The organism is Pseudomonas sp. FH4 (assembly GCF_000510915.2).
GTDB lineage: Bacteria > Pseudomonadota > Gammaproteobacteria > Pseudomonadales > Pseudomonadaceae > Aquipseudomonas > Aquipseudomonas brenneri.
The window spans coordinates 1-24,710 of record NZ_AOHN01000023.1 but is presented as its reverse complement, the minus strand read 5'-3'; the positions used below and the strand labels follow the sequence as shown (position 1 = coordinate 24,710).

General features: G+C 60.1%; 27 protein-coding genes and 1 pseudogene. 23 read left to right on the top strand and 5 right to left on the bottom strand.

The genetic code is table 11. The features are described 5' to 3' along the window. Window positions 1-106: 106 nt before the first annotated feature. Genes rluC through sppA form a run of 3 tightly spaced genes read left to right on the top strand, consistent with a single transcriptional unit; the run spans window position 107 to window position 2,726 of the window. Window positions 107-1,066 (top strand): 23S rRNA pseudouridine(955/2504/2580) synthase RluC, encoded by a 960-nt coding sequence (gene rluC / locus H097_RS18185; RefSeq protein ID WP_032861514.1) that lies wholly within the window; start codon window positions 107-109, stop codon window positions 1,064-1,066. Continuing rightward, window positions 1,053-1,715, top strand: a complete 663-nt coding sequence (locus H097_RS18180; RefSeq protein WP_032861513.1) for an HAD-IIIA family hydrolase — start codon at window positions 1,053-1,055, stop codon at window positions 1,713-1,715. Before rluC ends, H097_RS18180 begins: the two co-directional genes overlap by 14 nt. Window positions 1,716-1,736: 21 nt before the next feature. Continuing rightward, window positions 1,737-2,726, top strand: coding sequence for a signal peptide peptidase SppA (gene sppA, locus H097_RS18175; RefSeq protein ID WP_032861512.1), 990 nt, complete (start codon window positions 1,737-1,739; stop codon window positions 2,724-2,726). A 69-nt stretch (window positions 2,727-2,795) separates the two neighbouring features. Here sppA and H097_RS18170 read toward each other — a convergent pair whose 3' ends face one another. Next, window positions 2,796-3,374 carry a nucleoside triphosphate pyrophosphatase gene (locus H097_RS18170; RefSeq protein ID WP_032861510.1) on the bottom strand — a complete coding sequence of 193 codons (579 nt, stop codon included), beginning with the start codon at window positions 3,372-3,374 and terminating at the stop codon, window positions 2,796-2,798. Window positions 3,375-3,479: 105 nt separating this feature from the next. Here H097_RS18170 and H097_RS18165 point away from each other — a divergent pair, with 105 nt between their 5' ends. From H097_RS18165 to H097_RS18090, 16 genes are all read left to right on the top strand, one after another. After that, the gene (locus H097_RS18165) at window positions 3,480-4,010 is read left to right on the top strand and encodes a YceD family protein (RefSeq protein WP_029299696.1); all 531 of its coding nucleotides are present in this window, start codon (window positions 3,480-3,482) and stop codon (window positions 4,008-4,010) included. Window positions 4,011-4,023: 13 nt separating this feature from the next. After that, a complete protein-coding gene (gene rpmF, locus H097_RS18160; RefSeq protein ID WP_008152339.1) occupies window positions 4,024-4,206 on the top strand; it encodes a 50S ribosomal protein L32 in 183 nt (60 codons plus the stop codon). 4 nt (window positions 4,207-4,210) lie between these two features. Further along, entirely contained in the window at window positions 4,211-5,221 is a 1,011-nt protein-coding gene (gene plsX, locus H097_RS18155) for a phosphate acyltransferase PlsX (RefSeq protein ID WP_082445635.1), read from the top strand. A 127-nt stretch (window positions 5,222-5,348) separates the two neighbouring features. Further along, entirely contained in the window at window positions 5,349-6,287 is a 939-nt protein-coding gene (fabD, locus tag H097_RS18150) for an ACP S-malonyltransferase (protein WP_032861505.1), read from the top strand. 17 nt (window positions 6,288-6,304) lie between these two features. After that, a complete protein-coding gene (gene fabG / locus H097_RS18145) occupies window positions 6,305-7,048 on the top strand; it encodes a 3-oxoacyl-ACP reductase FabG (RefSeq protein ID WP_032861503.1) in 744 nt (247 codons plus the stop codon). 191 nt (window positions 7,049-7,239) lie between these two features. Further along, window positions 7,240-7,476: an acyl carrier protein gene (gene acpP / locus H097_RS18140; RefSeq protein WP_010165887.1), complete on the top strand. Its 237-nt coding sequence runs from the start codon at window positions 7,240-7,242 to the stop codon at window positions 7,474-7,476. A 127-nt stretch (window positions 7,477-7,603) separates the two neighbouring features. Continuing rightward, on the top strand, window positions 7,604-8,848 hold the full coding sequence (gene fabF, locus H097_RS18135; protein ID WP_032861501.1) for a beta-ketoacyl-ACP synthase II: 1,245 nt from the start codon (window positions 7,604-7,606) through the stop codon (window positions 8,846-8,848). Further along, window positions 8,848-9,663: an aminodeoxychorismate lyase gene (pabC, locus tag H097_RS18130; RefSeq protein WP_032861500.1), complete on the top strand. Its 816-nt coding sequence runs from the start codon at window positions 8,848-8,850 to the stop codon at window positions 9,661-9,663. Before fabF ends, pabC begins: the two co-directional genes overlap by 1 nt. A 1-nt stretch (window position 9,664) precedes the next feature. Beyond that, complete coding sequence (mltG, locus tag H097_RS18125) at window positions 9,665-10,759, top strand: endolytic transglycosylase MltG (protein WP_032861592.1); 1,095 nt, start codon at window positions 9,665-9,667, stop codon at window positions 10,757-10,759. Between the two features lie 19 nt (window positions 10,760-10,778). After that, entirely contained in the window at window positions 10,779-11,411 is a 633-nt protein-coding gene (gene tmk / locus H097_RS18120; RefSeq protein WP_032861499.1) for a dTMP kinase, read from the top strand. Further along, window positions 11,404-12,390 (top strand): DNA polymerase III subunit delta', encoded by a 987-nt coding sequence (locus tag H097_RS18115; RefSeq protein WP_032861497.1) that lies wholly within the window; start codon window positions 11,404-11,406, stop codon window positions 12,388-12,390. Before tmk ends, H097_RS18115 begins: the two co-directional genes overlap by 8 nt. A 65-nt stretch (window positions 12,391-12,455) precedes the next feature. Next, a complete protein-coding gene (locus tag H097_RS18110) occupies window positions 12,456-13,238 on the top strand; it encodes a TatD family hydrolase (protein WP_032861496.1) in 783 nt (260 codons plus the stop codon). A 425-nt stretch (window positions 13,239-13,663) separates the two neighbouring features. Further along, entirely contained in the window at window positions 13,664-14,317 is a 654-nt protein-coding gene (locus tag H097_RS18105) for a TetR/AcrR family transcriptional regulator (RefSeq protein WP_029299679.1), read from the top strand. A 139-nt stretch (window positions 14,318-14,456) separates the two neighbouring features. Then, window positions 14,457-15,425: a radical SAM protein gene (locus tag H097_RS18100; RefSeq protein WP_032861495.1), complete on the top strand. Its 969-nt coding sequence runs from the start codon at window positions 14,457-14,459 to the stop codon at window positions 15,423-15,425. A 94-nt stretch (window positions 15,426-15,519) separates the two neighbouring features. Continuing rightward, window positions 15,520-16,125, top strand: a complete 606-nt coding sequence (locus H097_RS18095; RefSeq protein ID WP_032861494.1) for a DUF4823 domain-containing protein — start codon at window positions 15,520-15,522, stop codon at window positions 16,123-16,125. A 16-nt stretch (window positions 16,126-16,141) separates the two neighbouring features. After that, window positions 16,142-16,708, top strand: coding sequence for a DUF1285 domain-containing protein (locus H097_RS18090; RefSeq protein ID WP_032861493.1), 567 nt, complete (start codon window positions 16,142-16,144; stop codon window positions 16,706-16,708). Between the two features lie 88 nt (window positions 16,709-16,796). Here H097_RS18090 and H097_RS18085 read toward each other — a convergent pair whose 3' ends face one another. Then, window positions 16,797-17,135, bottom strand: coding sequence for a hypothetical protein (locus H097_RS18085; protein WP_032861491.1), 339 nt, complete (start codon window positions 17,133-17,135; stop codon window positions 16,797-16,799). Window positions 17,136-17,220: 85 nt separating this feature from the next. Further along, on the bottom strand, window positions 17,221-18,429 hold the full coding sequence (locus H097_RS18080; protein ID WP_032861490.1) for an MFS transporter: 1,209 nt from the start codon (window positions 18,427-18,429) through the stop codon (window positions 17,221-17,223). 184 nt (window positions 18,430-18,613) lie between these two features. Here H097_RS18080 and H097_RS18075 point away from each other — a divergent pair, with 184 nt between their 5' ends. Continuing rightward, window positions 18,614-19,093: a GNAT family N-acetyltransferase gene (locus H097_RS18075; protein WP_029299666.1), complete on the top strand. Its 480-nt coding sequence runs from the start codon at window positions 18,614-18,616 to the stop codon at window positions 19,091-19,093. Between the two features lie 72 nt (window positions 19,094-19,165). After that, window positions 19,166-19,969: an IclR family transcriptional regulator gene (locus tag H097_RS18070; RefSeq protein ID WP_032861489.1), complete on the top strand. Its 804-nt coding sequence runs from the start codon at window positions 19,166-19,168 to the stop codon at window positions 19,967-19,969. Here H097_RS18070 and H097_RS18065 read toward each other — a convergent pair whose 3' ends face one another. Continuing rightward, window positions 19,970-21,022, bottom strand: coding sequence for an NAD(P)-dependent alcohol dehydrogenase (locus H097_RS18065; protein ID WP_032861488.1), 1,053 nt, complete (start codon window positions 21,020-21,022; stop codon window positions 19,970-19,972). Window positions 21,023-21,247: 225 nt separating this feature from the next. Here H097_RS18065 and H097_RS18060 point away from each other — a divergent pair, with 225 nt between their 5' ends. Further along, window positions 21,248-22,141, top strand: coding sequence for an AraC family transcriptional regulator (locus H097_RS18060; RefSeq protein WP_032861487.1), 894 nt, complete (start codon window positions 21,248-21,250; stop codon window positions 22,139-22,141). Between the two features lie 117 nt (window positions 22,142-22,258). Here the strand turns inward: H097_RS18060 and H097_RS18055 are convergent, their stop codons facing one another. Beyond that, window positions 22,259-23,923, bottom strand: a complete 1,665-nt coding sequence (locus tag H097_RS18055) for an electron transfer flavoprotein-ubiquinone oxidoreductase (protein WP_032861486.1) — start codon at window positions 23,921-23,923, stop codon at window positions 22,259-22,261. 556 nt (window positions 23,924-24,479) lie between these two features. Here H097_RS18055 and H097_RS27880 point away from each other — a divergent pair. Further along, window positions 24,480-24,710 (top strand): annotated as a pseudogene (locus H097_RS27880) (electron transfer flavoprotein subunit beta/FixA family protein); the annotation flags it as partial.

Sequence of the window (24,710 nt, the reverse complement as noted above, 5' to 3'; positions counted from 1 at the left end):
CAGTTTGCCGCGAGTCCTCTGTCCAGGCCGCTTTTGGCGGCGTTCGCGACTATAGCAGCAATGATTAAGTGCTTCAATTCCATAAAAAATTGTTATCATTCCCGACATGACGACTACCGCCCCCCCGACCCCCAGCGTCCAGCTGCTTGAGGTCTCGCCGGAATATGCCGGCCAACGCATCGACAATTTTCTTCTGGCCAGGCTCAAGGGCGTGCCCAAGACCTTGATTTATCGCATTTTGCGTAAAGGCGAAGTGCGGGTGAACAAAGGCCGGATCAAGCCCGAGTACAAGCTGCAGGCGGGCGATATCGTCCGGGTGCCGCCTGTGCGGGTGCCTGAACGTGACGAGCCCGTGCCGCTGGCCCAGGGCCTGTTGCAGCGCCTTGAGGCGTCGATTGTCTTCGAAGACAGCAAGCTGATCGTGATCAACAAGCCATGTGGCATTGCGGTTCACGGCGGCAGCGGCCTGAATTTCGGGGTGATCGAAGCCTTTCGTCAGTTGCGTCCGGACGCCAAGGAGCTGGAGCTGGTCCATCGCCTGGACCGTGACACTTCCGGCCTGTTGATGATCGCCAAGAAGCGCAGCATGTTGCGCCACTTGCATACCGCCCTGCGCGGCGATGGCGTGGACAAGCGCTACATGGCCCTGGTGCGTGGCAATTGGGCCTCTTCGATCAAGAGCGTGCGTGCGCCATTGCAGAAGAGCAACCTGCGCTCCGGCGAGCGTATGGTCGAGGTGGACGAGGAGGGCAAGGAGGCGCTGACCCTGTTCAAGGTGCTACGGCGTTTTGGTGACTTCGCAACCATGGTCGAGGCCAAGCCGGTGACCGGGCGCACCCACCAGATTCGCGTGCATACCCTGCATGCTGGCCACTGCATTGCCGGTGATACCAAGTACGGCGACGAGGGCTTCTCCAAGGAAATTCGCGACCTTGGCGGCAAGCGCCTGTTCCTGCATGCCTACATGCTGACGGTACCGTTGCCCGATGGTGGTGAATTGAAGTTGCAGGCCCCTGTCGATGAAATGTGGGCCAAGACCGTGGAGCGCCTGAGTGTCGCGCCCTGACTACAAGCTGCTGATTTTTGACTGGGATGGCACCCTGTGCGATTCCATTGGTCGGATTGTCGAGTCCATGCACATGGCCTCGACCCGTTCCGGCTTCGAGCTGTGCAGCGACCTGGCGGTCAAGGGCATTATTGGCCTGGGTTTGCCGGAAGCGATTCGCACCTTGTATCCGCAGATCACTGACAGCGAGCTGGTCGCGTTTCGCGAGCATTACGCTGATCACTACATTGCCCTGGAAGCTGAGCCTTCACCCTTGTTTGAGGGTGTGGTGCAGTCCCTGGCGGCATTGCGCGAGCAGGGCTATCACCTGGCAGTGGCCACCGGCAAGGCGCGGCGCGGCCTGGATCGGGTACTCAAGGCCAATGGTTGGGAAGATTATTTCGATATCACCCGCGCCGCTGATGAAACCGCGAGCAAGCCCCATCCCTTGATGCTGGAGCAGATCATGGCGCACTGCGGGGTTTCTGCCCGCGAGTCGTTGATGGTCGGTGATGCCTCGTTCGATTTGCTGATGGCGCGCAATGCTGGCATGGACAGTGTTGCGGTCAGCTACGGTGCCCAGTCCCCCGAAGCCTTGCAGGCGTACGAGCCGCGACTGACGATTGATCGGTTTTCTCAATTGCACGCCTGGCTCAACCAGGCCCATTAAGTTTTTGCTGGGGTAGATGGCATGACCGATGAGTGGAAGGCACCGAGCAAGGCCGGTGCCGACAATGGCGATGATAAAAGCTGGAAATTGCTGGAAAAGACCCTGCTGGCGGGCGTCCAGGAACAGCGTCGCGCCCGGCGCTGGGGGATCTTCTTCAAGCTCCTGACCTTTACCTACCTGATTGGCATGCTGGTGCTGTTCAGTCCCCTGGTGGACATGGAAAAAAGCGCCGTGCGCAGCGCCAACTACACCGCACTGATCGAGGTGCGCGGGGTGATTGCCGACAAGGAGTCCGCCAGCGCCGACAACATTGTCAGCAGTCTGCGCACGGCTTTCGAGGATCCCAAGGTCAAGGGTGTGGTGCTGCGCATCAACAGTCCGGGCGGCAGTCCGGTGCAGTCGGGGTATGTCTATGACGAGATCCGTCGTCTACGCGCGCTGCATCCGGACACCAAGCTGTACGCGGTGATCTCTGATCTGGGGGCTTCGGGCGCCTATTACATTGCCAGCGCTGCCGACCAGATCTACGCCGACAAGGCCAGCCTGGTAGGTTCCATTGGTGTGACGGCGGCCGGTTACGGTTTTGTCGGTGCCATGGAGAAGCTGGGTGTCGAGCGGCGTACCTATACGTCGGGCGAGCACAAGTCGTTCCTTGACCCGTTCCAGCCGCAAAAGGCTGAAGAAACCCAGTTCTGGCAGAGTGTGCTCGACACCACTCATCGCCAGTTTATTGCCAGCGTCAAGCAGGGGCGCGGTGAGCGACTCAAGGATAAAGAACATCCGGAGTTGTTCTCCGGCCTGATCTGGTCGGGTGAGCAGGCATTGCCGTTGGGCTTGATCGACGGCCTGGGCAGTGCCAGCTCCGTGGCGCGGGATGTGATTGGCGAGAAGGAGTTGGTGGACTTCACCGTCCAGGAATCGCCGTTCGATCGCTTCTCCAAGCGGCTGGGTGCCAGTGTGGCGGAGAAGCTGGCGCTGTATATGGGCTTCCAGGGTCCGACCCTGCGCTGATCTCAGGGTTGGCATCGATCAAAATGTGGGGGCGAGCAAGCCCGCTCCCACATTGGGTTTTGTGGTGTTCTACGGTACCTGCACGCCTTCGGCCAGCAGCATATCCACCAGGCGAATCAGCGGTAGGCCGACGAGGCTGGTGGCGTCCGGCCCTTCGGTGCTCTGAAACAAGCTCACCCCCAGCCCTTCGGCCTTGAAGCTGCCAGCGCAATCGTAGGGCTGCTCGATCCGCAGGTAGCGCTCGATCTGTGCCGGGTTCAGTTGTCGCATGGTGACGGTAAAGGGGATGCAGTCCACCTGGCAATGCCCCGTTTCGCTATTGAGCAGCGCCAGGCCGGTCAGGAAACTGACCTGCCTGCCGCTGGCTGCGAGCAATTGTTCGCGGGCCTTTTCGAAGGTGTGGGGCTTGCCGATGATCTGGTCGTCGAGCGTCGCCACCTGGTCCGAGCCGATGATCAGGTGTCCAGGGTGGCTGCTGGCGAGGGCGCGAGCCTTTTCCTCGGCCAGGCGCTTGACCAGCTCGACAGCAGGCTCGTTTTTACGGTGGCTTTCGTCGATATCCGGGGAGCTGCAGATGAACGGCAGGTGCAGGCGATTGAGCAGTTCCCGGCGATAAACCGAGCTGGAAGCGAGTAATAAAGGCAACATGTGGCTCTCCTCAAGGCAGTTGCGGATTCTAGCGAGCGGACAGTCTGGCGCACAGGGCTGAATTTCCTTTGACATGGCCGGGTGCATCCCTATAATGCTGCGCCTATGTTGAATGACCCGATTCCACCTCACGTTGACCCGCGCAAATTGGCTGATCGTGGCACCACCCTCCAAGGTGAAGTGTTGCTGGCCGATTTGGAGAGACTCTGCGACCCGCTTTCCGACAATGTCGGTACGGTGCAGGCTAAATTCGTTTTTGAACGAGATGAACGTAAATCTGTGGTAATCCACAGCTTTATCGACACCGAGGTCAAAATGGTTTGCCAGCGTTGTCTTGAGCTGGTCACCCTGCCGATCCACAGCGAATGCAGTTATGCTGTGGTGAAAGAGGGTGCGAATACCCAGTCGTTGCCGAAAGGTTATGACGTGCTGGAACTGGGCGAAGATCCTTTGGATCTGCATGCACTGATCGAGGAAGAGCTTTTGCTCGCCTTGCCCATTGTGCCTGCTCATCATCCGGAAGAATGCCAGCAGCCGGCGGGGCTCGATGACGAGTCCGAACCGAGCGAGGACGAGGTAACGCGGTCCAACCCGTTCAGTGTATTGGCGCAGTTAAAGCGTGACCCAAACGTTTAGGAGTTAATCAATTATGGCTGTTCAGCAGAACAAAAAATCCCGCTCTGCCCGTGACATGCGTCGTTCGCACGATGCCCTGACGGCAAGCACTCTGTCTGTAGAAAAAACCACCGGTGAAATTCACCTGCGTCACCACGTATCGCCAGAAGGCGTATACCGTGGCCGTAAAGTGATCGACAAGGGCGCTGACGAGTAATCACTTGTCTGCTCAAGTCATCGCGATTGACGCAATGGGCGGGGACTTCGGTCCCCGCAGCATTGTTCAGGCCTGCATTGCCAGCCTGTCTGCAACGCCCTCGCTGCACCTGACCCTTGTCGGTCAACCTTCCTTACTTGAAGAACTGATTGCCAGTCATCCGGCTGTGGATCGCGCGCGCCTGACGATAATGCCGGCCAGCGAAACCATCGGCATGGACGAAAAACCGGCCCAGGCCCTGCGTGGCAAACCCGACTCTTCCATGCGCGTGGCCCTTGAGCTGCTGCGTGACGGCAAGGTCCAGGCGTGTGTCAGTGCGGGCAATACCGGGGCGCTGATGGCGTTGTCTCGTCATGTGCTGAAAACCTTGCCGGGGATTGACCGGCCTGCGATGGTCGCGGCGATCCCGACCCAGCGTGGCTATTGCCAGTTGCTGGACCTGGGGGCGAATGTCGATTGCAGTGCCGAGCACCTGTTGCACTTTGCCCTGATGGGTTCGGTGGCGGCTGAAGCGCTGGGTGTGGTGCGGCCCCGGGTCGCCTTGCTCAATATCGGCACCGAGGACATCAAGGGCAACCAGCAGGTCAAGTTGGCCGCCAGCCTGCTGCAGCAGGCGCGGGGGTTGAACTACATCGGGTTTATCGAAGGTGATGGGTTATATCGTGGCGAGGCCGATGTGGTGGTTTGCGACGGTTTTGTCGGCAATATCCTACTCAAATCCAGCGAAGGCCTGGCTACGATGATTGCTGCTCGCATTGAGGCCTTGTTCAAGCAGGGCATCGCCTCGCGACTGGTGGGTGCCTTGGCGCTGCCGTTGATGCGGCGCCTGCAGGCCGATTTGGCTCCGGCTCGGCATAACGGCGCCAGCTTTCTCGGTTTGCAGGGCATTGTGGTAAAAAGCCACGGTTCGGCGGGTGTCCAGGGCTTTCAGAGTGCCATTGCGCGTGCCCAGATCGAGATCCAGGAGAACCTGCCGCAACGCTTGCATGGCCGTCTTGAGGATCTGTTGTCTTAGGCGAATTGGTCCGGGAATGCTTAAATGTGACCGGCCAGTTCAATTGACCATCCAATCTGTCAGTTTCTTGCGCTCCCAGCTGTGGGGCGTCAATTCACCGACGACCAGATCATTAGGGGCTTGTTACATGTCTACATCCCTCGCATTCGTCTTTCCAGGGCAGGGTTCGCAGTCCCTCGGCATGTTGGCCGAGCTGGGCGCGCAATACCCGCTAATCCTGGAAACATTCAAGGAAGCTTCCGCTGCCTTGGGCTACGACCTTTGGGCTTTGACCCAGGACGGGCCGGAAGAACTGCTCAATCAAACCGATAAAACCCAGCCGGCCATCCTGACGGCTTCCATCGCGCTGTGGCGCGTCTGGCTGGCCGAAGGCGGCGCACGCCCGGCTTTTGTTGCCGGTCACAGCCTGGGCGAATACAGCGCCTTGGTCGCGGCAGGCAGCCTGACCCTTGCTGAGGCGGTCAAGCTGGTAGAGCGCCGTGGCCAACTGATGCAAGAAGCGGTTCCGGCCGGGCAGGGCGGCATGGCCGCTATCCTGGGCCTGGACGACGCGGTGGTGATCGAAGCCTGTGCCGAATCGGCCCAGGGTGAAGTGGTCAGCGCGGTGAACTTCAACTCCCCTGGCCAGGTGGTGATCGCCGGTGCCAAGGCGGCAGTTGAGCGTGCCATCGAAGGCTGCAAGGCCCGTGGGGCCAAGCGCGCATTGCCGCTGCCGGTCAGCGTGCCGTCCCATTGCGAGCTGATGCGCCCGGCCGCCGAGCGGTTTGCCGAGTCCATCGCCGCCATCAACTGGCAGGCACCGCAGATCCCGCTGGTGCAAAACGTCAGCGCCGACGTGGCGCCGGACCTGGACACCCTCAAGCGCGACCTGCTGGAGCAGCTGTACAAGCCGGTGCGCTGGGTTGAATCGGTCCAGACCCTGGCTGCCAAGGGCGCTACCCAACTGGTTGAGTGTGGTCCGGGCAAAGTCCTGGCCGGTCTCAACAAGCGTTGCGCCGAAGGCGTGTCGACGTCCAATCTCAATACCCCGGATGGCTTCGTAGCCGCCCGCGCCGCACTGGCCTGAACTAAGGAGAAGCCTGCATGAGTCTGCAAGGTAAAGTTGCACTGGTTACCGGCGCAAGCCGTGGCATTGGCCAGGCGATCGCCCTGGAGCTGGGTCGTCAGGGTGCCATCGTGATCGGTACTGCCACCTCCGCCTCGGGCGCCGAGCGTATCGCCGCGACCCTGAAGGAAAATGGCGTGCAGGGCACCGGTCTTGAACTCAACGTGACCAGCGATGAGTCCGTGGCTGCTGTCTTGGCCCAGATCACTGCACAGTTCGGTGTGCCGGCTATTCTGGTGAACAACGCCGGGATTACCCGTGACAACCTGATGATGCGCATGAAAGACGACGAGTGGTACGACGTGGTCGATACCAACTTGAACAGTCTGTTTCGCCTGTCCAAGGGTGTTTTGCGCGGCATGACCAAGGCGCGTTGGGGGCGAATTATCAATATTGGCTCCGTAGTGGGTGCCATGGGCAACGCAGGCCAAGTAAACTACGCCTCTGCCAAGGCCGGCCTGGAAGGTTTCAGCCGTGCCCTGGCACGTGAAGTCGGCTCGCGGTCGATTACGGTCAACTCGGTAGCTCCAGGGTTTATCGATACCGATATGACCCGTGAGTTGCCTGAAGCGCAACGTGAAGCGTTGCTGACGCAAATTCCGCTGGGCCGTCTGGGCCAGGCCCAAGAGATCGCCAATGTGGTCTCTTTCCTGGCGTCTGACGGTGCGGCATACGTGACTGGGGCTACAATCCCGGTGAACGGCGGGATGTACATGAGTTAAATTGTGACGGATCGCTTCAAAAAAATGTCATACGAGCTGTCTAAAATCCGTTATAAAGCTGCAATCTATTTATAGGCAGGTGGTCGGTAGGGTACGAGGGTGAAGCTTTCAGTTGAAAAGCTGAAAAGCCTTTCTATACACTTACCCACTGGCCAGCTGCCTGAATTTGTCCATTAGGAGTTAAACAAGGTATGAGCACCATCGAAGAGCGCGTCAAGAAAATCGTCGCCGAGCAACTGGGCGTTAAAGAAGAAGAAGTGACCAACACTGCTTCCTTCGTAGAAGACCTGGGTGCCGATTCCCTTGACACCGTTGAGCTGGTGATGGCTCTGGAAGAGGAATTCGAGACCGAAATCCCGGACGAAGAAGCTGAAAAAATCACTACTGTTCAAGCTGCTATCGACTACGTTACTAGCCACCAGGCGTAATAGTTTGTAATCGTCGCTTGCTGTTATGGAAAAACCGCACTGCTGTAACGGCGTGCGGTTTTTTCTTTAGCTCTGATGAAAAATGAGCTGTGAAGCAAAGTGTCGTCATTAGAAAAAGGAGAGTGCTGTGTCGCGTAGACGCGTCGTAGTCACCGGTATGGGTATGTTGTCGCCACTGGGTACGGATGTGCCGAGCAGTTGGCAGGGCATTCTGGCTGGCCACAGTGGTATTGGTCTGATCGAGCATACGGACCTTTCTGCCTATTCCACCCGTTTTGGCGGCTCGGTAAAGGGCTTCAATGTCGAGGAATATCTCTCGATCAAGGAATCCCGAAAACTCGACCTGTTCATTCAATACGGCTTGGCGGCCGGTTTTCAGGCAGTGCGTAATGCCGGCCTGGAAGTCACCGATGCCAACCGTGATCGCATTGGCGTGGCCATGGGCTCGGGTATTGGTGGTCTGACCAATATCGAAGAAACCAGCCGCACGCTGCACGACTCCGGCCCTCGTCGAATTTCACCGTTCTTCGTCCCGGGCTCGATCATCAATATGATTTCCGGTTTCCTGTCCATCCATCTGGGTGCCCAGGGGCCTAACTACGCCATTTCCACGGCGTGCACCACGGGCACTCACTGCATCGGCATGGCGGCGCGCAATATCGCCTATGACGAAGCTGACGTGATGATCGCCGGTGGCGCCGAAATGGCCGCCTGTGGCCTGGGCATGGGCGGCTTCGGCGCGTCGCGTGCGCTGTCTACACGCAATGACGAGCCGACCCGCGCCAGTCGTCCGTGGGACAAGGGCCGTGATGGCTTTGTGCTGTCCGACGGCGCCGGTGCCCTGGTTCTCGAAGAGCTGGAGCACGCCAAGGCCCGCGGCGCGACGATCTATGCCGAGCTGATCGGTTTTGGCATGAGTGGCGATGCTTACCACATGACCTCGCCACCCGCCGACGGCGCGGGCGCTGCGCGTTGCATCAGCAATGCCCTGCGCGACGCGAAGATCAATGTCGATCAGGTGCAGTACATCAACGCCCACGGCACCTCGACGCCCACGGGTGACCTGGCGGAAGCGCAGGCCATCAAGTCGGTATTCGGTGAGCACGCCTACAAGCTGGCGGTCAGTTCCACCAAGTCCATGACCGGTCACCTGTTGGGTGCGGCAGGTGCGGTCGAAGCGATTTTCAGCGTGCTGGCGATCAAGGATCAGGTCGCGCCGCCGACCATCAACCTTGATGAGCCGGATGAGGGCTGCGACCTGAACTTCGTGCCTCACGAGCCGCAGAAAATGCCGATCGACGTGGTGTTGTCCAACTCGTTCGGCTTTGGTGGTACCAACGGTTCCCTGGTGTTCCGCCGGTTCGCCGAGTGATGCACAGCTGGGTCGACGGTCAGCCAGCGGATACCGTGCCGCTCAAAGATCGCGGCCTGGCCTACGGCGATGGTTTGTTTGAAACCATCGCGGTCAAGGCCGGGCAGCCCGTGCTGCTTGACCGCCACCTGCAACGCCTTGACGAAGGTTGCAGGCGCCTGGCGCTTACCGTCGACCAGGCACTGATCCGCCACGAGTTGCTGGCCTACGCGGCAGCCCTCGGTGACGGCGTGCTCAAGTTGATTCTCACCCGTGGCGATAGCTTGCGCGGTTATGGCATCAACCCAGGCGCCCCGGCGCGCCGTATCCTGCAAGGCAGCCCGCCTGCCACCTATCCCGAGGCTCATGGATCATCAGGCGTACGCCTGTTCCCATGTGCCTCCCGTTTGTCCGAGCAACCCTTGCTCGCCGGTCTCAAACACCTCAACCGCCTCGAACAGGTCCTGGCTCGCGCCGAGTGGCAAGATGCCGATCACGCTGAAGGATTGATGCTGGATATGTCCGGGCGCGTCATCGAAGGCGTGTTCAGCAATCTGTTCCTGGTGCGTGACGGCCAGTTGCTGACCGCCGACCTGAGCCGCTGTGGCGTGGCCGGCGTCATGCGCGCCGAGCTGTTGAGCAGGGCCGAGGCGTTGGGCATTGTCACCACCGTTGCCGATATCAGCCTTGCGCAGTTGCAACAGGCCGATGAAGTGTTCGTCTGCAACAGCGTATATGGCATTTGGCCGGTGCTTGGATGTGGGCCAATGAGCTGGTCGGCCGGGCCACTCACCCGTAAACTGCAAGGCATTGTTCGCGCGCTATTGGGTGTTTGATTTGAGACGTAAAATTGTATTGCTGCTGGAGATCGGTCTGGTCCTGGCGGGTTTGCTGCTGGGCTTTTCGGCCTGGAAGCTGGACTCGGCCTTGAAGCAGCCACTGAATCTGTCCCAGGAGCAATTGCTGGATGTAGCGACCGGCGCGACGCCTACGGGCACCTTCAACCGTCTGCAAGCGGATGGTGTACTTGAGGATGCCTTTTGGCTGCGTCTGTACTGGCGCTTCAACCTTGATGGCCAGCCGCTGCACAGTGGCGAATACCGCATGACGCCAGGCCTGACGGCCCAGGGGCTGATCGGCCTGTGGCAGCGCGGTGAAGTGGTGCAGTACAGCCTGACGCTGGTGGAAGGCTGGAATTTCCGCCAGGTGCGCAGTGCGCTGGCCAAGCACGAAAAGATCGAGCAGACCCTGTCGGGCTTGAGTGACCGTGAGGTGATGGAGAAGATCGGTCATCCCGACGTGTTCCCGGAAGGGCGGTTCTTCCCTGATACCTACCGTTTCGTACGCGGTATGAGCGATGTCGAGTTCCTCAAGAAAGCCTACAACCGCCTGGACGATGTCCTTGAGCAGGAATGGAGCCGACGCGCCCCGGATGCGCCCTATACCGATCCCTACCAGGCGCTGATCATGGCATCGCTGGTCGAGAAGGAAACCGGCGTGCCTGAAGAGCGTGGGCAGATTGCCGGGGTGTTTGTGCGGCGCCTGAAGATCGGCATGCTGCTGCAAACCGATCCCACCGTGATCTACGGCATGGGCGAGCGCTACAACGGCAAGTTGACGCGCGCGCACCTGAAAGAAGCCACGCCCTATAACACCTACATGATCAGCGGCCTGCCGCCGACGCCGATTGCCATGGTCGGCCGCGAGGCGATCCATGCCGCGTTGAATCCGGTGCCGGGCAGCAGCCTGTATTTTGTGGCCCGGGGCGATGGCAGCCACATTTTCTCCGATAGCCTGGATGCCCATAATGCGGCGGTGCGCGAGTACCAACTCAAGCGTCGCGCCGACTATCGCTCCAGCCCTGCGCCGGCCGCACCCGCGACCGTTGAGCCTGTCGCGCCTGACGCTGCGCCCGCGCAAAGCCCGCAATGACTCTGACTAAGGACTGCCTGTGACTGGCTTGTTTATTACCCTGGAAGGCCCGGAAGGCGCCGGTAAGAGTACCAACCGTGAATACCTGGCCGAACGCTTGCGGGCCGAAGGGATCGAGGTGTTGCTGACCCGCGAGCCTGGCGGCACGCCTCTGGCGGAGAAGATTCGCGAAGTGCTGCTGGCCACTGGCGATGAGGTCATGGACCCGGACACCGAACTGTTGCTGGTGTTTGCTGCCCGTGCCCAGCACTTGGCGCAAGTGATTCGCCCGGCGCTGGCCCGTGGCGCGGTGGTGATCTGCGACCGCTTCACCGATTCCACCTACGCCTATCAGGGCGCGGGGCGCGGCTTGTCCCTGGAGCGCATCGCGACCCTGGAGACCTTCGTCCAGGGCGACCTGCGCCCGCACCTGACCCTGGTCTTCGACCTGCCGGTTGATGTCGGCCTGGCCCGGGCCAGCGCCCGTGGTCGCCTGGATCGCTTCGAGTTGGAAGGTCGGGCATTTTTTGAAGCAGTGCGTGCGGCTTATCTCCAGCGTGCCGCAGCTGCACCCTCGCGCTACTGCCTGCTGGATGCCGCGCAGCCGCTCAAGCAGGTGCAGCAGGCTATCGATGCGCTGCTACCCAAACTGTTGGAGCTTTACCGTGGCTGAAGCCTACCCGTGGCAGGACAGCCTGTGGCAGCAATTGGCCGGGCGTGCCCAGCACGCCCATGCCTACCTGCTCCATGGGCCGGCAGGCATCGGCAAGCGCGCCTTGGCCGAACGCTTGATGGCGCGCCTGCTGTGCCAGCGGCCGGCAGGGCTGGAGGCGTGCGGGCAATGCAAGTCGTGCCTGTTGCTCAAGGCCGGCAGCCATCCGGACAACTACGTGCTGGAACCTGAAGAAGCCGACAAGGCGATCAAGGTCGACCAGGTGCGGGACTTGGTGAGTTTTGTGGTGCAGACCGCGCAGATGGGCGGCCGCAAGGTGGTGCTGATCGAACCGGTGGAATCGATGAACATCAACGCCGCCAACGCCTTGCTCAAGAGCCTGGAAGAGCCGTCCGGCGATACCGTGCTGTTGCTGGTCAGCCACCAGTCCAGCCGTCTGCTGCCGACCATTCGCAGCCGCTGCGTGCAACAGGCCTGCCCGCTGCCGAGCGAGGCCATGAGCTTGCAGTGGCTGGGCCAGGCCTTGCCGGAGTGCAGTGAGCAAGAGCGAGTCGAATTGTTGACCCTGGCCGCCGGCTCGCCCTTGGCGGCGGTCAGCCTGCAGGCCCAGGGCGTGCGCGAGCAGCGTGCGCTGGTGGTCGACGGGGTGAAAAAACTGCTCAAGCAGGAGCAGTCGGCCACGCAACTGGCCGAAGGCTGGAAAGACGTGCCGTTGTTGCTGCTGTTTGACTGGTTTTGCGACTGGTCCAGCCTGATCCTGCGCTATCAACTGACCCAGGACGAGAACGGCCTGGGTTTGATGGACATGCGCAAGGTCGTGCAATACCTGGCGCAGAAGAGTGCCCAGGACAAGGTTTTGAACATTCAGGACTGGATCCTTGCCCAGCGCCAGAAGGTCTTGGGCAAGGCCAACCTGAACCGGGTGCTGTTGCTTGAGGCATTGCTGGTGCAATGGGTCGGGTTGCTCGGCCGACGTTGATATTCTCGGGGCCGACGGATGTCTCGTTGGCCAGACACTTCCTGTGACGCAAGTTGTAACTTCCTATGCTCGTAGATTCCCATTGCCACCTTGATCGCCTCGACCTCGCCGCTCACAACGGCTCCCTGGATGCAGCGCTCGACGCTGCGCGCCAGCGTGGCGTCGGGCACTTCCTGTGTATCGGCGTCAGCGCCGAGAATGCCGCCGACGTCAAGGCCCTGGCCGAGCGCTATGCCGATGTCGATTGCTCGGTGGGCATCCACCCCCTGGATCTCAAACCCGGCGAAGCCCCGGCCCTTGAGTGGCTGCTGGACGAGCTCAATCACCCACGGGTGGTGGCCATCGGTGAAACCGGCCTGGATTACCATTACGAGCCAGAAGCCGCCGACTTGCAGCAGGCCTCGTTCCGCCTGCACCTGCAGGCGGCGCAGCAGACCGGCAAGCCAGTGATCGTACACACCCGTGGCGCCCGGGCCGACACCCTGGCCTTGCTGCGCGAAGCGGCGCTGCCCCAGGCGGGTGTGTTGCACTGCTTTACCGAAGATTGGGAGATGGCCAAGGCGGCCCTCGACCTGGGCTTCTATATTTCCCTGTCGGGCATCCTCACCTTCCGCAACGCCGAGGCCCTGCGCGATGTGGCGCGCCAGGTGCCGGCTGACCGCCTGCTGGTGGAAACCGACTCGCCTTACCTGGCGCCAATCCCTCATCGTGGCAAGCCGAACCTGCCGGAATATGTGCGGGATGTGGCGGATTACCTGGCAATGTTGCGAGGGGAGTCGGTGGAGCGTTTTGCCGAGCAGACCACCGAAAACTTCAAGCGTCTGTTCCCGCTGGCGCACGTTGGCTGAATCCCAGGCAAAAAAAACCCGGGTTCTGGGGGGTGAATCCGGGTTAAGACCATTAGGAGTAAACAAAGGTACGCGGTCCGTTGGTACCCATATCGGTGTGTCACTTGGGGGAGATGTCACACCGACAGATGAAGTATTGATCAGTATCCCGTGCAGTCCAGCCGCATCTGATCGTTTTTTAAACAGATTTGGAATACGTGCGCTTCGCTTGAGTTCTCATTGACGGCAATACATTGCGTGAATCAGTGTTTTATTTCTGACCCGTATCGTCTGATTCGTTGGCGTGCTGTAAGTTTAGTGTGTGGGTTGTTCATATAGACGTTGCCCAACGACCGCCCAGTCGGGATAATCCCTCGCACCGGGTAAAACGTTCCGTCATCGGGGCATCCCACCCTTCCAATACTGACCTCTGCAGACCTCTTTCTATGCACAAAGAACCCCGTAAGGTCCGTGAGTTTCGCCGCCGTGAGCAGGAAATTCTCGACACCGCGCTCAAATTGTTCCTCGAACAGGGTGAAGACAGCGTCACCGTCGAGATGATTGCGGATGCCGTGGGTATCGGCAAAGGCACCATCTATAAACACTTCAAGTCCAAGGCCGAGATCTATCTGCGCCTGATGCTCGACTACGAGCGCGACTTGAACGAGTTGCTGCACTCGGCTGATGTCGACAAGGACAAGGAAGCGCTGTCCCGGGCGTACTTCGAGTTTCGCATGCGTGATCCGCAGCGTTACCGCTTGTTCGACCGCCTGGAAGAGAAAGTGGTCAAGGGCCACCAGGTGCCGGAAATGGTCGAGGAGCTGCACAAGATCCGTGCCTCGAACTTCGAACGCCTGACCCTGCTGATCAAGGGGCGGATCAGCGAAGGCAAGCTGGAAGACGTGCCGCCTTATTTCCACTACTGCGCCGCCTGGGCGTTGGTGCATGGCGCCGTGGCGTTGTACCACTCGCCATTCTGGAGCAACGTGCTGGAAGATCAGGAAGGCTTCTTCCAGTTCCTGATGGACATCGGCGTGCGCATGGGCAACAAGCGCAAGCACAGCACCGACCTGCCGAACCCCGAGACGCCTGCTACATAAGGCATTCATCGGCACAATGGTGTGCTGATTTACTGCCGTATGTGGTAACCCAGGAATATACTCAGGCAAGGACCTTGCTAAAATCTGATTTATAAGTCAGGTTTTAGCGCGCCCGAATTATCCTCTGCCGGAGTGATCCATGATCGTTGATCGTCAAGGCAGGCGTTTTCGCAATTTGCGGATCAGCCTGACCTCAGCCTGCAATTATGCCTGTACCTACTGCGTGCCCAACGGCAAGCGGCTGGTGGCTGCGCAGGACGAACTCTCGGCTGAGGCCATGGCCCGTGGCGTGGCCTACCTGATCGAGGCGGCCGGTATTGATCGCCTGCGCATTACTGGCGGCGAGCCGCTGGTCAGCCCCAAGCTCGAAACCTTCATGCAGGCCGTCGGGCAGATGGGCTTGAGCGATATCAGCCTGACCACCAATGGCCAGTTACTGGCGCGCAAGTTGCCCTTGCTGGTGGATGCCGGAATCCGTCGTATCAATGTGTCCCTCGACACCCTCGATGCCGATGCCTTTCGTGGGATCGCCCGTGGTGGCGACTTGGCTACAGTCCTCGATGGCATGGACCAGGCGCGTGCGGCGGGGATCAAGATCAAGGTCAATATGGTGCCGCTGCGCGGGCAGAACCTCGATCAGGTCATGCCGCTGCTGGAGTATTGCCTGGCGCGCGGCTATGAGCTGCGTTTTATCGAGTTGATGCGCATGGGCCACCTGGCCAGTGACTCCAACGCCTTCCTGCAACAATTCGTCAGCCTGCAACAACTGTTGAGCCTGATTGGCGACCATCACGAATACTTGCAGGCCGACGCCCCGGTAGATGCCACGGCCGTGCGCTATGAAATTCCCGGCCAGGGCTTTTTCGGCGTGATCGCCAATGAAAGCGTGCCATTTTGCCGAACCTGTTCGCGCCTGCGCCTGTCCTCCACCGGCTGGCTGCACGGCTGCTTGTCTTCGAGCAACCGCCATTACGTCGGCGACCTGTTGGACAAACCGCGGCACCAGGCTTTGCCTGCGTTGCAGCGCCTGCTGGTCAAGGCCTTGGGCGACAAACAGGAAGTGGCATTTTCGGGCGGCGCTACGGTGATGAAGATTATTGGTGGCTGACGCCAAGCTATAGGCGTGCAGCTGCTTCTATGGCCCAAAATCTGCATCTCGTGCCCATTCGCCGGTTTTCCGTCACCGGCTTCTGGAGGATAGGATGCGTAGTCTGGTTTTGTTGCTGGCGTCGTTCGCGCTGGGTGGCTGCATGACAGTCAGCGATATGGCCGAAGGCACTCGCTATCAGATGAGCGATGCCGGTTTGCTGGATCATAGCGACACCCGTCGTTCCAACTCGGTTCGCATACAGCCCGATTCCTTTGTGTTTATCGCCCAGGGCGCATTCACGCCGCCGGGCAGTGCCTATCCGCGTCCCAATGTGGTGGCCGAAGAAGCCTTCAACGGTTTTATCGAATACTTCCCCATGGTCCGCCGCGCCCGTGCCCCGGAAGGCCTGGAGCAAGCCATGGCCGAGGCCCGTGAAGTCGGGGCGCATTACCTGTTGTACACGCGGTTCGCCAAGGCCGATGATCGCATTGGCAATGCCGATGAGTGGGCGGATCAGGAGGCCCTTGATCGGCTGGGAGTGGACAGCGGGGTTATCCAGATCATGTTGATCGAGACCAGCACCCAGTATTTGATCGATACTGCACGGATTCGCAGTCGTGGCGGTTTACTGACGTTCCACGACAATAAGCCCGAGGATCTGCTTGGCCCACCGTTGCGGCAGTACGCCCGCACCTTGCTGGGCATGAGCGACCAGTAATTCAAAGGAGAACAGCATGACGGGTTCGGCCAAGGCCAATGATTTGTTGGCACAGTTGCCCAAGGGCAAGGGACCGGCACCGGTTCACCTGTGGAACCCGGATTTCTGTGGTGATATCGACATGCGCATCGCCCGTGATGGCACTTGGTATTACCTGGGCACGCCTATCGGGCGCAAACCGATGGTCAAGCTGTTCTCCAATATCATCCGCCGCGATGGCGATGATTACTTCTTGATCACGCCGGTGGAAAAGGTCGGGATCAAGGTGGATGACGCGCCCTTTGTGGCGGTGATGCTGGAGGTCGAAGGGCAGGGTGAGAGCCAGTTGCTGCGGTTTACTTCCAATGTCGATGATCCGATCGAGGCCGGCCCGGCGCATCCGCTGCGGGTGGTGATCGACGCACACACCCAGGAGCCTTCGCCCTACGTGCTGGTGCGCAACAACCTTGAGGCGCTGGTCCATCGCAACGTGTTCTACCAGTTGGTGGAGCTGGCGGTGACGCGGCTGATCGACGGCCAGCGTTGGCTGGGGGTTTGGAGTGGCGGGGTGTTCTTCCCGATCGGCCTGGAACCCGAGGGCTGATCCCGGCTATAGGGTTGAACGACACACCGCCATCTCTGGCAAGCCGACTCCTACATTGGTTTGGAGTGTGCGTCTGTCGGTTGATGGCTCAAGGCTGCTTCGGCGCACCGGGCAGGTTGTCATCGTTGCCGCTTGGGGTGGCATTCTTGCCTGGGCCGATCTTGCCGTTCTCGACATCGGTGCCCAGGCCCTGACGGTTGCCGTCATTACCCTGGGTGCGAGGGTCGGCGCCGTCCTGGATGATGGCACCGCCATTGGTGTCCAGGCCGGTGCCCATGGAGTTCTTGGTTTCTTCGGTTGCCGGGTTGGGTGGGCTGCCAATCGGGTCGGTCTTGCCGGTGGAGTGGTCGGATGCGGCAAAGCTGCCAAGCGAAAACGCAGACAGCAAACCGGTGAGGGCAAGGGCAGTCATTTTGCGAGTATTCATGGTGGAGCCTCCATAGAAATAAGGTCCTTACCTTCTATTGGTCAGCCCATCTTTGTGGTTGGTGCCTGGGGCGCGACGAACGGTGTCAGGTCACCTGTAGGATTTTGTTTTGCGAAACCCGGCGCCAGATCAGGCGCGCCACCGTGATCAACCAATTGAGCAGGGCGATCCCCAGGACACTGGCCAGCAGGGTCGGCATGCCTTGCTCGACGATCAGCTTGCCTGCCAGCAGCGGAAACCCGAACACGCCGATAAAGTACGACAGGCTGAACAACAGCAAGGCCTGGGGCATGCTGGCGCTCGGTGCTTCGTTGGCGGCCAGGCCGTTGATCACCGAATAGGTCAGGCCGTAACCCACCCCCAAGGTCATGGCCGCCAGCAAGTAGCTGAAGCTGTCATGTACGCCGACGCTGAACATCAGGATCGACACCACCATCAATCCGGACAATACACAGGCCGACCAATAGGCATCGCGCCTGACCACCACGCTGGCAATCAGCAAGCGACTGGTAATGGCTGCCCCCATGAAGCCAAGAAAGAACCACGAATAATCCAGCCCACGGCTTGCCGCATAACTGGTCTGGAAACTCGACAGCCCACCAAATACGCAGCCGCCCAGGCCCACCATGATGATTGCGAATACCGCCTTGGACCCGAGTACCTGCCGGGTGCTGGCCCAGGAGATTTTAGAGACGGTGCCGGCGCCCAGCAGGTTGGGTTGCCGCTTGAAATGGCTGCCCAGGCGCCAGAAGATCAGCACGCCCGCCAGGCTGGCGAGGGCTGCGATGTAGAACGCGGTTTCAAGGGGCAGGCCCAAAGCGCTGGCCACTCGCCCCAGCAAGGGCCCTGAACCGATCCCGGTCATCATGCTGCCCGACAGCCAGGCAAAATACTTGGCCCTTTGGCTGGGCTCCACCAGCATCGCCACAATGATCGGGCCCAGGGTATAGAACACGCCCCAGCCCAGCCCGAGTGCCAGGCCGAACAGCATCAGGCCCTGGCCAAAGCCCGGCGTCAGGGCAAAACCCAGGCCGGCCGTCACCAACAGCATCCCCAGGCAGGCAATCGAGCGCGCGGCACCCAGGGCATCGGCCAGGTGCCCGGACGCCATTACCGCGATAAACGTACTGAGCATTGCCATGGCGATCACGCTACCGGCGTCGTGCTCGTTGCCGCCTCTGGAGTCGATCAGCAGCGACAATAAAAACGTCGAGCCATACGACAGTGATAACAGGTAGCTGGCAAGGCAGAGCAGGGCGAAGAGTTTTCCGTCAACCGAAGCAGTGGGGCGCATGGGCAAGCCTGGGAGTCTGTTGGATTTATGACGGACTTTTTACCACGCACCACCGTGTGGTTTGTTCTGTGGTTACTGGTGCCAGCATTGCTGGGCAGCGGAGTAACCGCGTGCATAAAACCCTGCAAGCGGTCATCAAAGCGCCTTAGTATGTGTCCTTTCTTTTTTAGCAGCAGGCCTGTTCATGACCATCGAGATTCGTCCCGCCGTGCCCAGCGATGCTGCGCAGATCCTGACCTTCATCACGGAGCTGGCCGAGTACGAAAAAGCCCGCCACGAAGTGATCGCCAGCGTGGTGGATATCGAGCGCAGCCTGTTCAGTGAAGGCGCTACCGCCCATGGCCTGATCTGCCTGCGTGATGGCTTGCCGATCGGTTTTGCGGTGTTCTTCTTCAGCTATTCCACTTGGCTTGGCAGCAACTGCCTGTACCTGGAAGACCTGTACATCAACCCGGAACAGCGTGGCGGCGGGGCGGGCAAGAAATTGCTGCGCCACCTGGCGAAGATTGCCTACGACAATGGCTGTGGGCGCTTCGAATGGAGCGTGCTGGACTGGAACGAGCCGGCCATTGCGTTCTACAAATCCATCGGTGCCCAGCCCCAGGAAGAATGGGTGCGCTACCGCATGGAAGGCGATGCGTTGCGTGAGTTTGCCCAGGGCTGAGATCGGTCCTGTTTTGAGGCCTGGCATTTGCCATAATGGCCGCCGCTTTCGTACGACACATAGGCTCCCGACATGCAGGAAAACGCCCCAACGCCCGTCAAAGATCCTGCCCCCACGGGCACCCAGACCCTGTTGCGCGGCCTGGGCGTGGTGCAGGCGGTGGCTAGCGGTGCGCGGGATCTCAAGGAGATTGCCCGGCGCATCGGCACCACCCGCAGCACCACGCACCGCCTGGCCAGTTGCCTGGTGGACGAGCGCTACCTGCGGGTGGTGCCACAAGTCGGCTATCTGTTGGGGCCGAAGTTGATCGAGCTGGGCTTCCAGGCGCGGGAAGAACTGCCGCTGGTGACGCTGGCGATGCCTTATCTGGATGAGCTGTCGGCGCTGACCGGCGACACCATCCACCTGGCGATCCGTGAATACGACGATGTGCTGTACCTGCACAAGAACCCTGGGCGCAATGGCCCGGAAATGCGCTCGCGGGTCGGCCACCGCATGCCCCTGGCACGCACCGGGATCGGCAAGGCCTTGTTGCTCGATGACACGCAAGAGGAATGGCAGCGCCTGTATCAGGCCAGCTTGCCGGTAGGCGGGAAAAACCTGCACTGGCCGCAGCACCCGGAACAATCCTGGGAGCAGTTCGAGCAACGCATGCGCGACTATGTCGCGGGCGGCTATGCGTTCGACCTGGAAGACAACGAACCGTCGATCCGCTGCGTGGCCGCGCCCGTGCGCGATGCCAGCCGGCGGATTGTCGCCGGCATCAGCATCGCCAGTACGCTGCCCTACATGCCGCTGGAAAAAATGGCCGAGCTGATCCCTGTGGTCAAACAGGTCGCAGCACGGCTCTCAGCGGAGTTGGGGGCGAAGGCCTGATCAAGCCTTCAAGGTGGTCATGTCGATCACGAAGCGGTACTTCACGTCGCCGGCAATCATGCGCGCATAGGCTTCGTTGATCTGACGGATATCAAGCATTTCGATATCGCAGGTAATGCCGTGCTCGGCGCAGAAATCCAGGACTTCCTGGGTTTCTGCAATACCGCCGATCATTGAGCCGGCCAGCACTTTACGGCCCACTACCAGCTTGGCGGCGCTGACCGGAGGGTCGACCGGCTCGATCAAACCCACCAGGATATGCACGCCGTCAAAGCGCAGGGTATCGAGGTAGGGGTTGAGGTCGTGCTGCACCGGAATGGTGTCCAGCAGGAAGTCGAAACTGCCGGCTGCGGCCTTCATCTGCTCGGCATCAGTGGACACGATCACATGATCGGCGCCCTGGCGACGGCCTTCTTCTGCCTTGCTCGCCGAGCGGGTGAACAGTGTCACTTCGGCGCCCATGGCCTTGGCAAACTTGATCCCCATGTGGCCCAGGCCGCCCATGCCAAGGATCCCGACCTTGTCGCCGGCCTTGACTCCATAGTGCTTGAACGGCGAGTAGGTGGTGATGCCTGCGCAGAGGATCGGTGCGGCGCTGGCCAGGTCGAGCTTGGCCGGAATCTTCACCACGAAGTGCTCGCTGACCACGATGCTATCGGAGTAGCCGCCCATGGTGTTGCTGCCGTCCACGCGATCCGGGGTGGCATAGGTCATGGTCGGGCCTTCGAGGCAGTATTGCTCCAGGTCCGATTTGCAGGCTTCGCAGTGGCGGCACGAATCCACCATGCAGCCCACGCCGACCAGGTCGCCGACTTTATGCGCGCTGACGCTGGCGCCGACGGCCGTGACCTTGCCGACAATCTCATGGCCCGGCATCAGCGGGTAGACGGCGATGCCCCATTCGTTGCGTGCCTGGTGGATGTCGGAGTGGCAGACGCCGCAGTAGAGAATCTCGATCGCCACGTCATCGGCCCGCGGGCTGCGGCGCTCGAACGACATGGGGGCGAGGGGAGTGGTGGCCGACTGGGCGGCGTAACCGATGGCGGTGTACATGGTGAAAACCTCGCAAAAGCTTGGACGGGAGAGGTGGCGAATTCTGCGCGTGGACCCGGTGGGCGAACATGGCAAATGCTCCGAGTCTTATGCCTAAAGCTCCGAAGGAGCAGCCAAAAGCAGCAAGCTTCAAGCGCCAAGCTATAAACTCCACACTCTCTTGTAGCGTGTGGCTTGAAGCTTGTCCCGCTGCATCCGGTCGTGAATTTCCCGAGAACTGCTTTTATGTTGTTGACCCGCCATCTTGATGCCAACGCCACGCTGGTTGCCTTGATTGAGCAGCTCACGCCCTGCGACGGTTTTTCCCCGACTCACCTGGCGGGCGTGCAGGTGTTGCGCGCCAGTTGCGACGTGGCGCGCGGGCCGCAGATCTACGAACCCAGCTTGATGTTCGTGGCCCAGGGCAGCAAGGTCGCCTACCTGGGGCCCCGGACGCTGGAGTATGGCGCCGGGCATTACCTGATCCAGGCAATGCCGGTGCCCTTTGAGTGCGAGACGTTTGCCATGGCCGCCGATGCCCCGCTGTATGGGGTGACTGTGGGTATTGACCGGGTGGTGTTGGGCGAGTTGGTGATGGCCATGGGCATGCAGGCCGGGCCACCGCCGACAGCGCAGACCCTGGAGTCGATGAGTTCGGTGGTGCTCGATGACGCGATGCGCGGCGCCGTGGAGCGGCTGTTGCAGTGCCTGCACGATCCACTGGAAAGTCGGATCATGGGACCGGCGCGGGTGCGGGAATTGTTGTTCACCGCGCTGCGTGGGCCCCAGGCCGATGTACTGCGCGCGCTGGTGGAACAGCAGGGGCAGTTTTCGCGGATTGCCACGTCATTGAACCACCTGCATGCCCATTACGCCGAGCCGCTGAACATCGAGACCCTGGCTGGGTATGCGCATATGAGTGCGTCGACCTTTCATGAGCACTTCAAGCGCTGCACCTTGTTGTCGCCGGTGCAGTACCTCAAGCGCTTGCGATTGCTCAAGGCCCAGCAGTTGTTGCTGGTCGAAGGCATGGGCGTGGCGCAGGCGGCGCATAACGTGGGGTATCAGAGTACGTCGCAGTTCAGTCGCGAATATAAGCGTTACTTCCTGCGCAACCCGGGCGAAGAGCGTACTGCGTAAATCTCCCAGAGATACCAGGATCCAAATGTGGGAGCGAGCAAGCCCGCTCCCACACTAGATTTGTGTTGGCTATAAAAAAGGCTCTCCAGTGGAGAGCCTCATGTTCAAGCAGATGACTTACATATTCGGGTAAGTCGGCCCGCCCGCGCCTTCCGGCGTCACCCAGGTGATGTTCTGCGAAGGGTCCTTGATGTCACAGGTCTTGCAGTGCACGCAGTTCTGGGCGTTGATCTGGAAGCGCTTCTCGCCGTCTTCCTGGGTGATGACTTCGTACACGCCCGCCGGGCAGTAGCGCTGCGCCGGTTCATCGTAGAGCGGCAGGTTGGTGCCGATCGGGATGCTCGGGTCCTTGAGTTTCAAGTGGCACGGCTGTTCTTCTTCATGGTTGGTGCTGGAGAGGAACACCGAGCTCAGCTTGTCGAAGCTCAACTTGCCGTCGGGTTTGGGGTAGTCGATCTTCTGGCTGTCCTTGGCCAGCTTGAGGCAGGCGTAGTCCGGCTTGGTGTCATGCAGGGTGAACGGCATTTTGCCGCCGAGGATGTTCTGGTCGAACCAGTTGAAGCCAGCACCGATGATCGGGCCGAACTTGTGCATCGCCGGGCCGAAGTTGCGGGTGGCGAACAGTTCTTCGTAGAGCCAGCTGGCTTTGAAGCTGTCGACGTAGGCGGTCAGTTCATCGCCGCCTTCGGACTCGGCGAACAGGCGATCAGCCACGGCGTCTGCGGCGAGCATGCCGGACTTCATCGCGGTGTGGCTGCCCTTGATCTTGGCCACGTTCATGGTGCCCAGGTCGCAACCGATCAAGGCGCCGCCCTTGAATACCATCTTCGGCAGCGAGTTGATGCCGCCCTTGGCCAGGGCTCGCGCGCCGTAGCTGATGCGCTTGCCGCCTTCCAGATATTGGGCCAGCACCGGGTGATGCTTGAGGCGCTGGAACTCATCGAATGGCGACAGGAAGGTATTGCTGTAGGACAGGTCGACGATCAGGCCGACCACCACCTGGTTGTTTTCCAAGTGATAGAGGAACGAACCACCGGTGTTCTCGTTGCTCATGATGTCCAGCGGCCAGCCGGCGGTGTGGACCACCAGGCCTGGCTGATGCTTGGCCGGGTCGATTTCCCAGATTTCCTTGAGGCCGATGCCGTAGTGCTGCACGTCGGCGTCGCTGTCCAGGTTGAAGCGCTGGATCAGTTGCTTGCCCAGATGCCCACGGCAGCCTTCGGCGAACAGCGTGTACTTGCCGCGCAGTTCCATGCCTGGGGTGTACAGGCCGTCTTTTGGGTGGCCTTCACGGTCGACACCGAGGTCGCCAGTGATGATTCCGCGTACTACGCCGTTCTCGTCGAACAGCACTTCCTGGGCGGCGAAGCCTGGGTAGATTTCCACGCCCAGGTTCTCGGCCTGCTGGGCCAGCCAGCGGCACAGGTTGCCCAGGGAGATGATGTAGTTGCCTTCGTTGTGCATGGTCTTGGGCACAAAGAAGTCTGGAACCTTGGTGGAGCTGTCGCTGCTGCGCAGTACATAGATGTCGTCGCGCACCACGGGAGTGTTGAGCGGGGCGCCGAGTTCTTTCCAGTCCGGGAACAATTCATTCAGGGCGCGTGGTTCAAACACGGCACCGGACAGGATGTGTGCGCCGACTTCGGAGCCTTTTTCGACCACGCAGACGCTGATTTCCTTACCGGCTTCGGCGGCCTTCTGCTTCAGTCGGCAGGCGGCAGACAGGCCTGACGGCCCTGCGCCGACGATGACCACGTCGAATTCCATGTATTCGCGTTCCACAGGCTATCTCCTACTCAAGGCTCAACAGTTTTTTTTCTAATGGGTGGAGGTTCGGTGTTTTATCTGTCGTCATCTGCGTAAATTTCTTACGAAGGGCAGGGGACGACCCACCTTTCTCTCTGGGTGGCGCATTATATCTACACCACTCTCAGCGTCCAATACAAACGTTTGTTTGAATTGCCCGCGCGCTAGATAAATCAAAGCAGCGCGGCTTATATCTGACCATTTTGCTGTATTGACCGGAAAAGGCGTTCCGGTCAATATACGGTCGGTTTTGCGCTTCCCGTAGGCGGACTGCCGGTTTCAAGGCCACGTCCAAAGACAAGGCACTGCTCCATGCAGGTTGACGCGCACGTAATGCTGGTGCGCAGTTTACACGTTGCGACGATGAATGACTTGTCAGTCACCCCTGACGAACGGTCTTTATTATTGAGTACGTGCAACGTTATCTGTCATGACGGCCTGCGTTTTTAGAGGTGCCCTTGTGCGCCGTTGAGCATCTACCGCCAGGTTTATCCGGGCGGCTTCCTTTTCACCGGAGAGTAACGAGGAATCCATGAAGGTTCTTGTAGCTGTCAAACGCGTTGTCGATTACAACGTGAAAGTTCGCGTCAAGGCGGACAATTCCGGCGTCGATCTGGCTAACGTCAAAATGTCGATGAACCCCTTCTGCGAAATCGCTGTGGAAGAAGCCGTACGCCTGAAAGAAAAAGGTGTTGTGACTGAAATCGTCGTCGTTTCCGTAGGGCCATCCACTGCTCAAGAGCAGCTGCGTACCGCTCTGGCG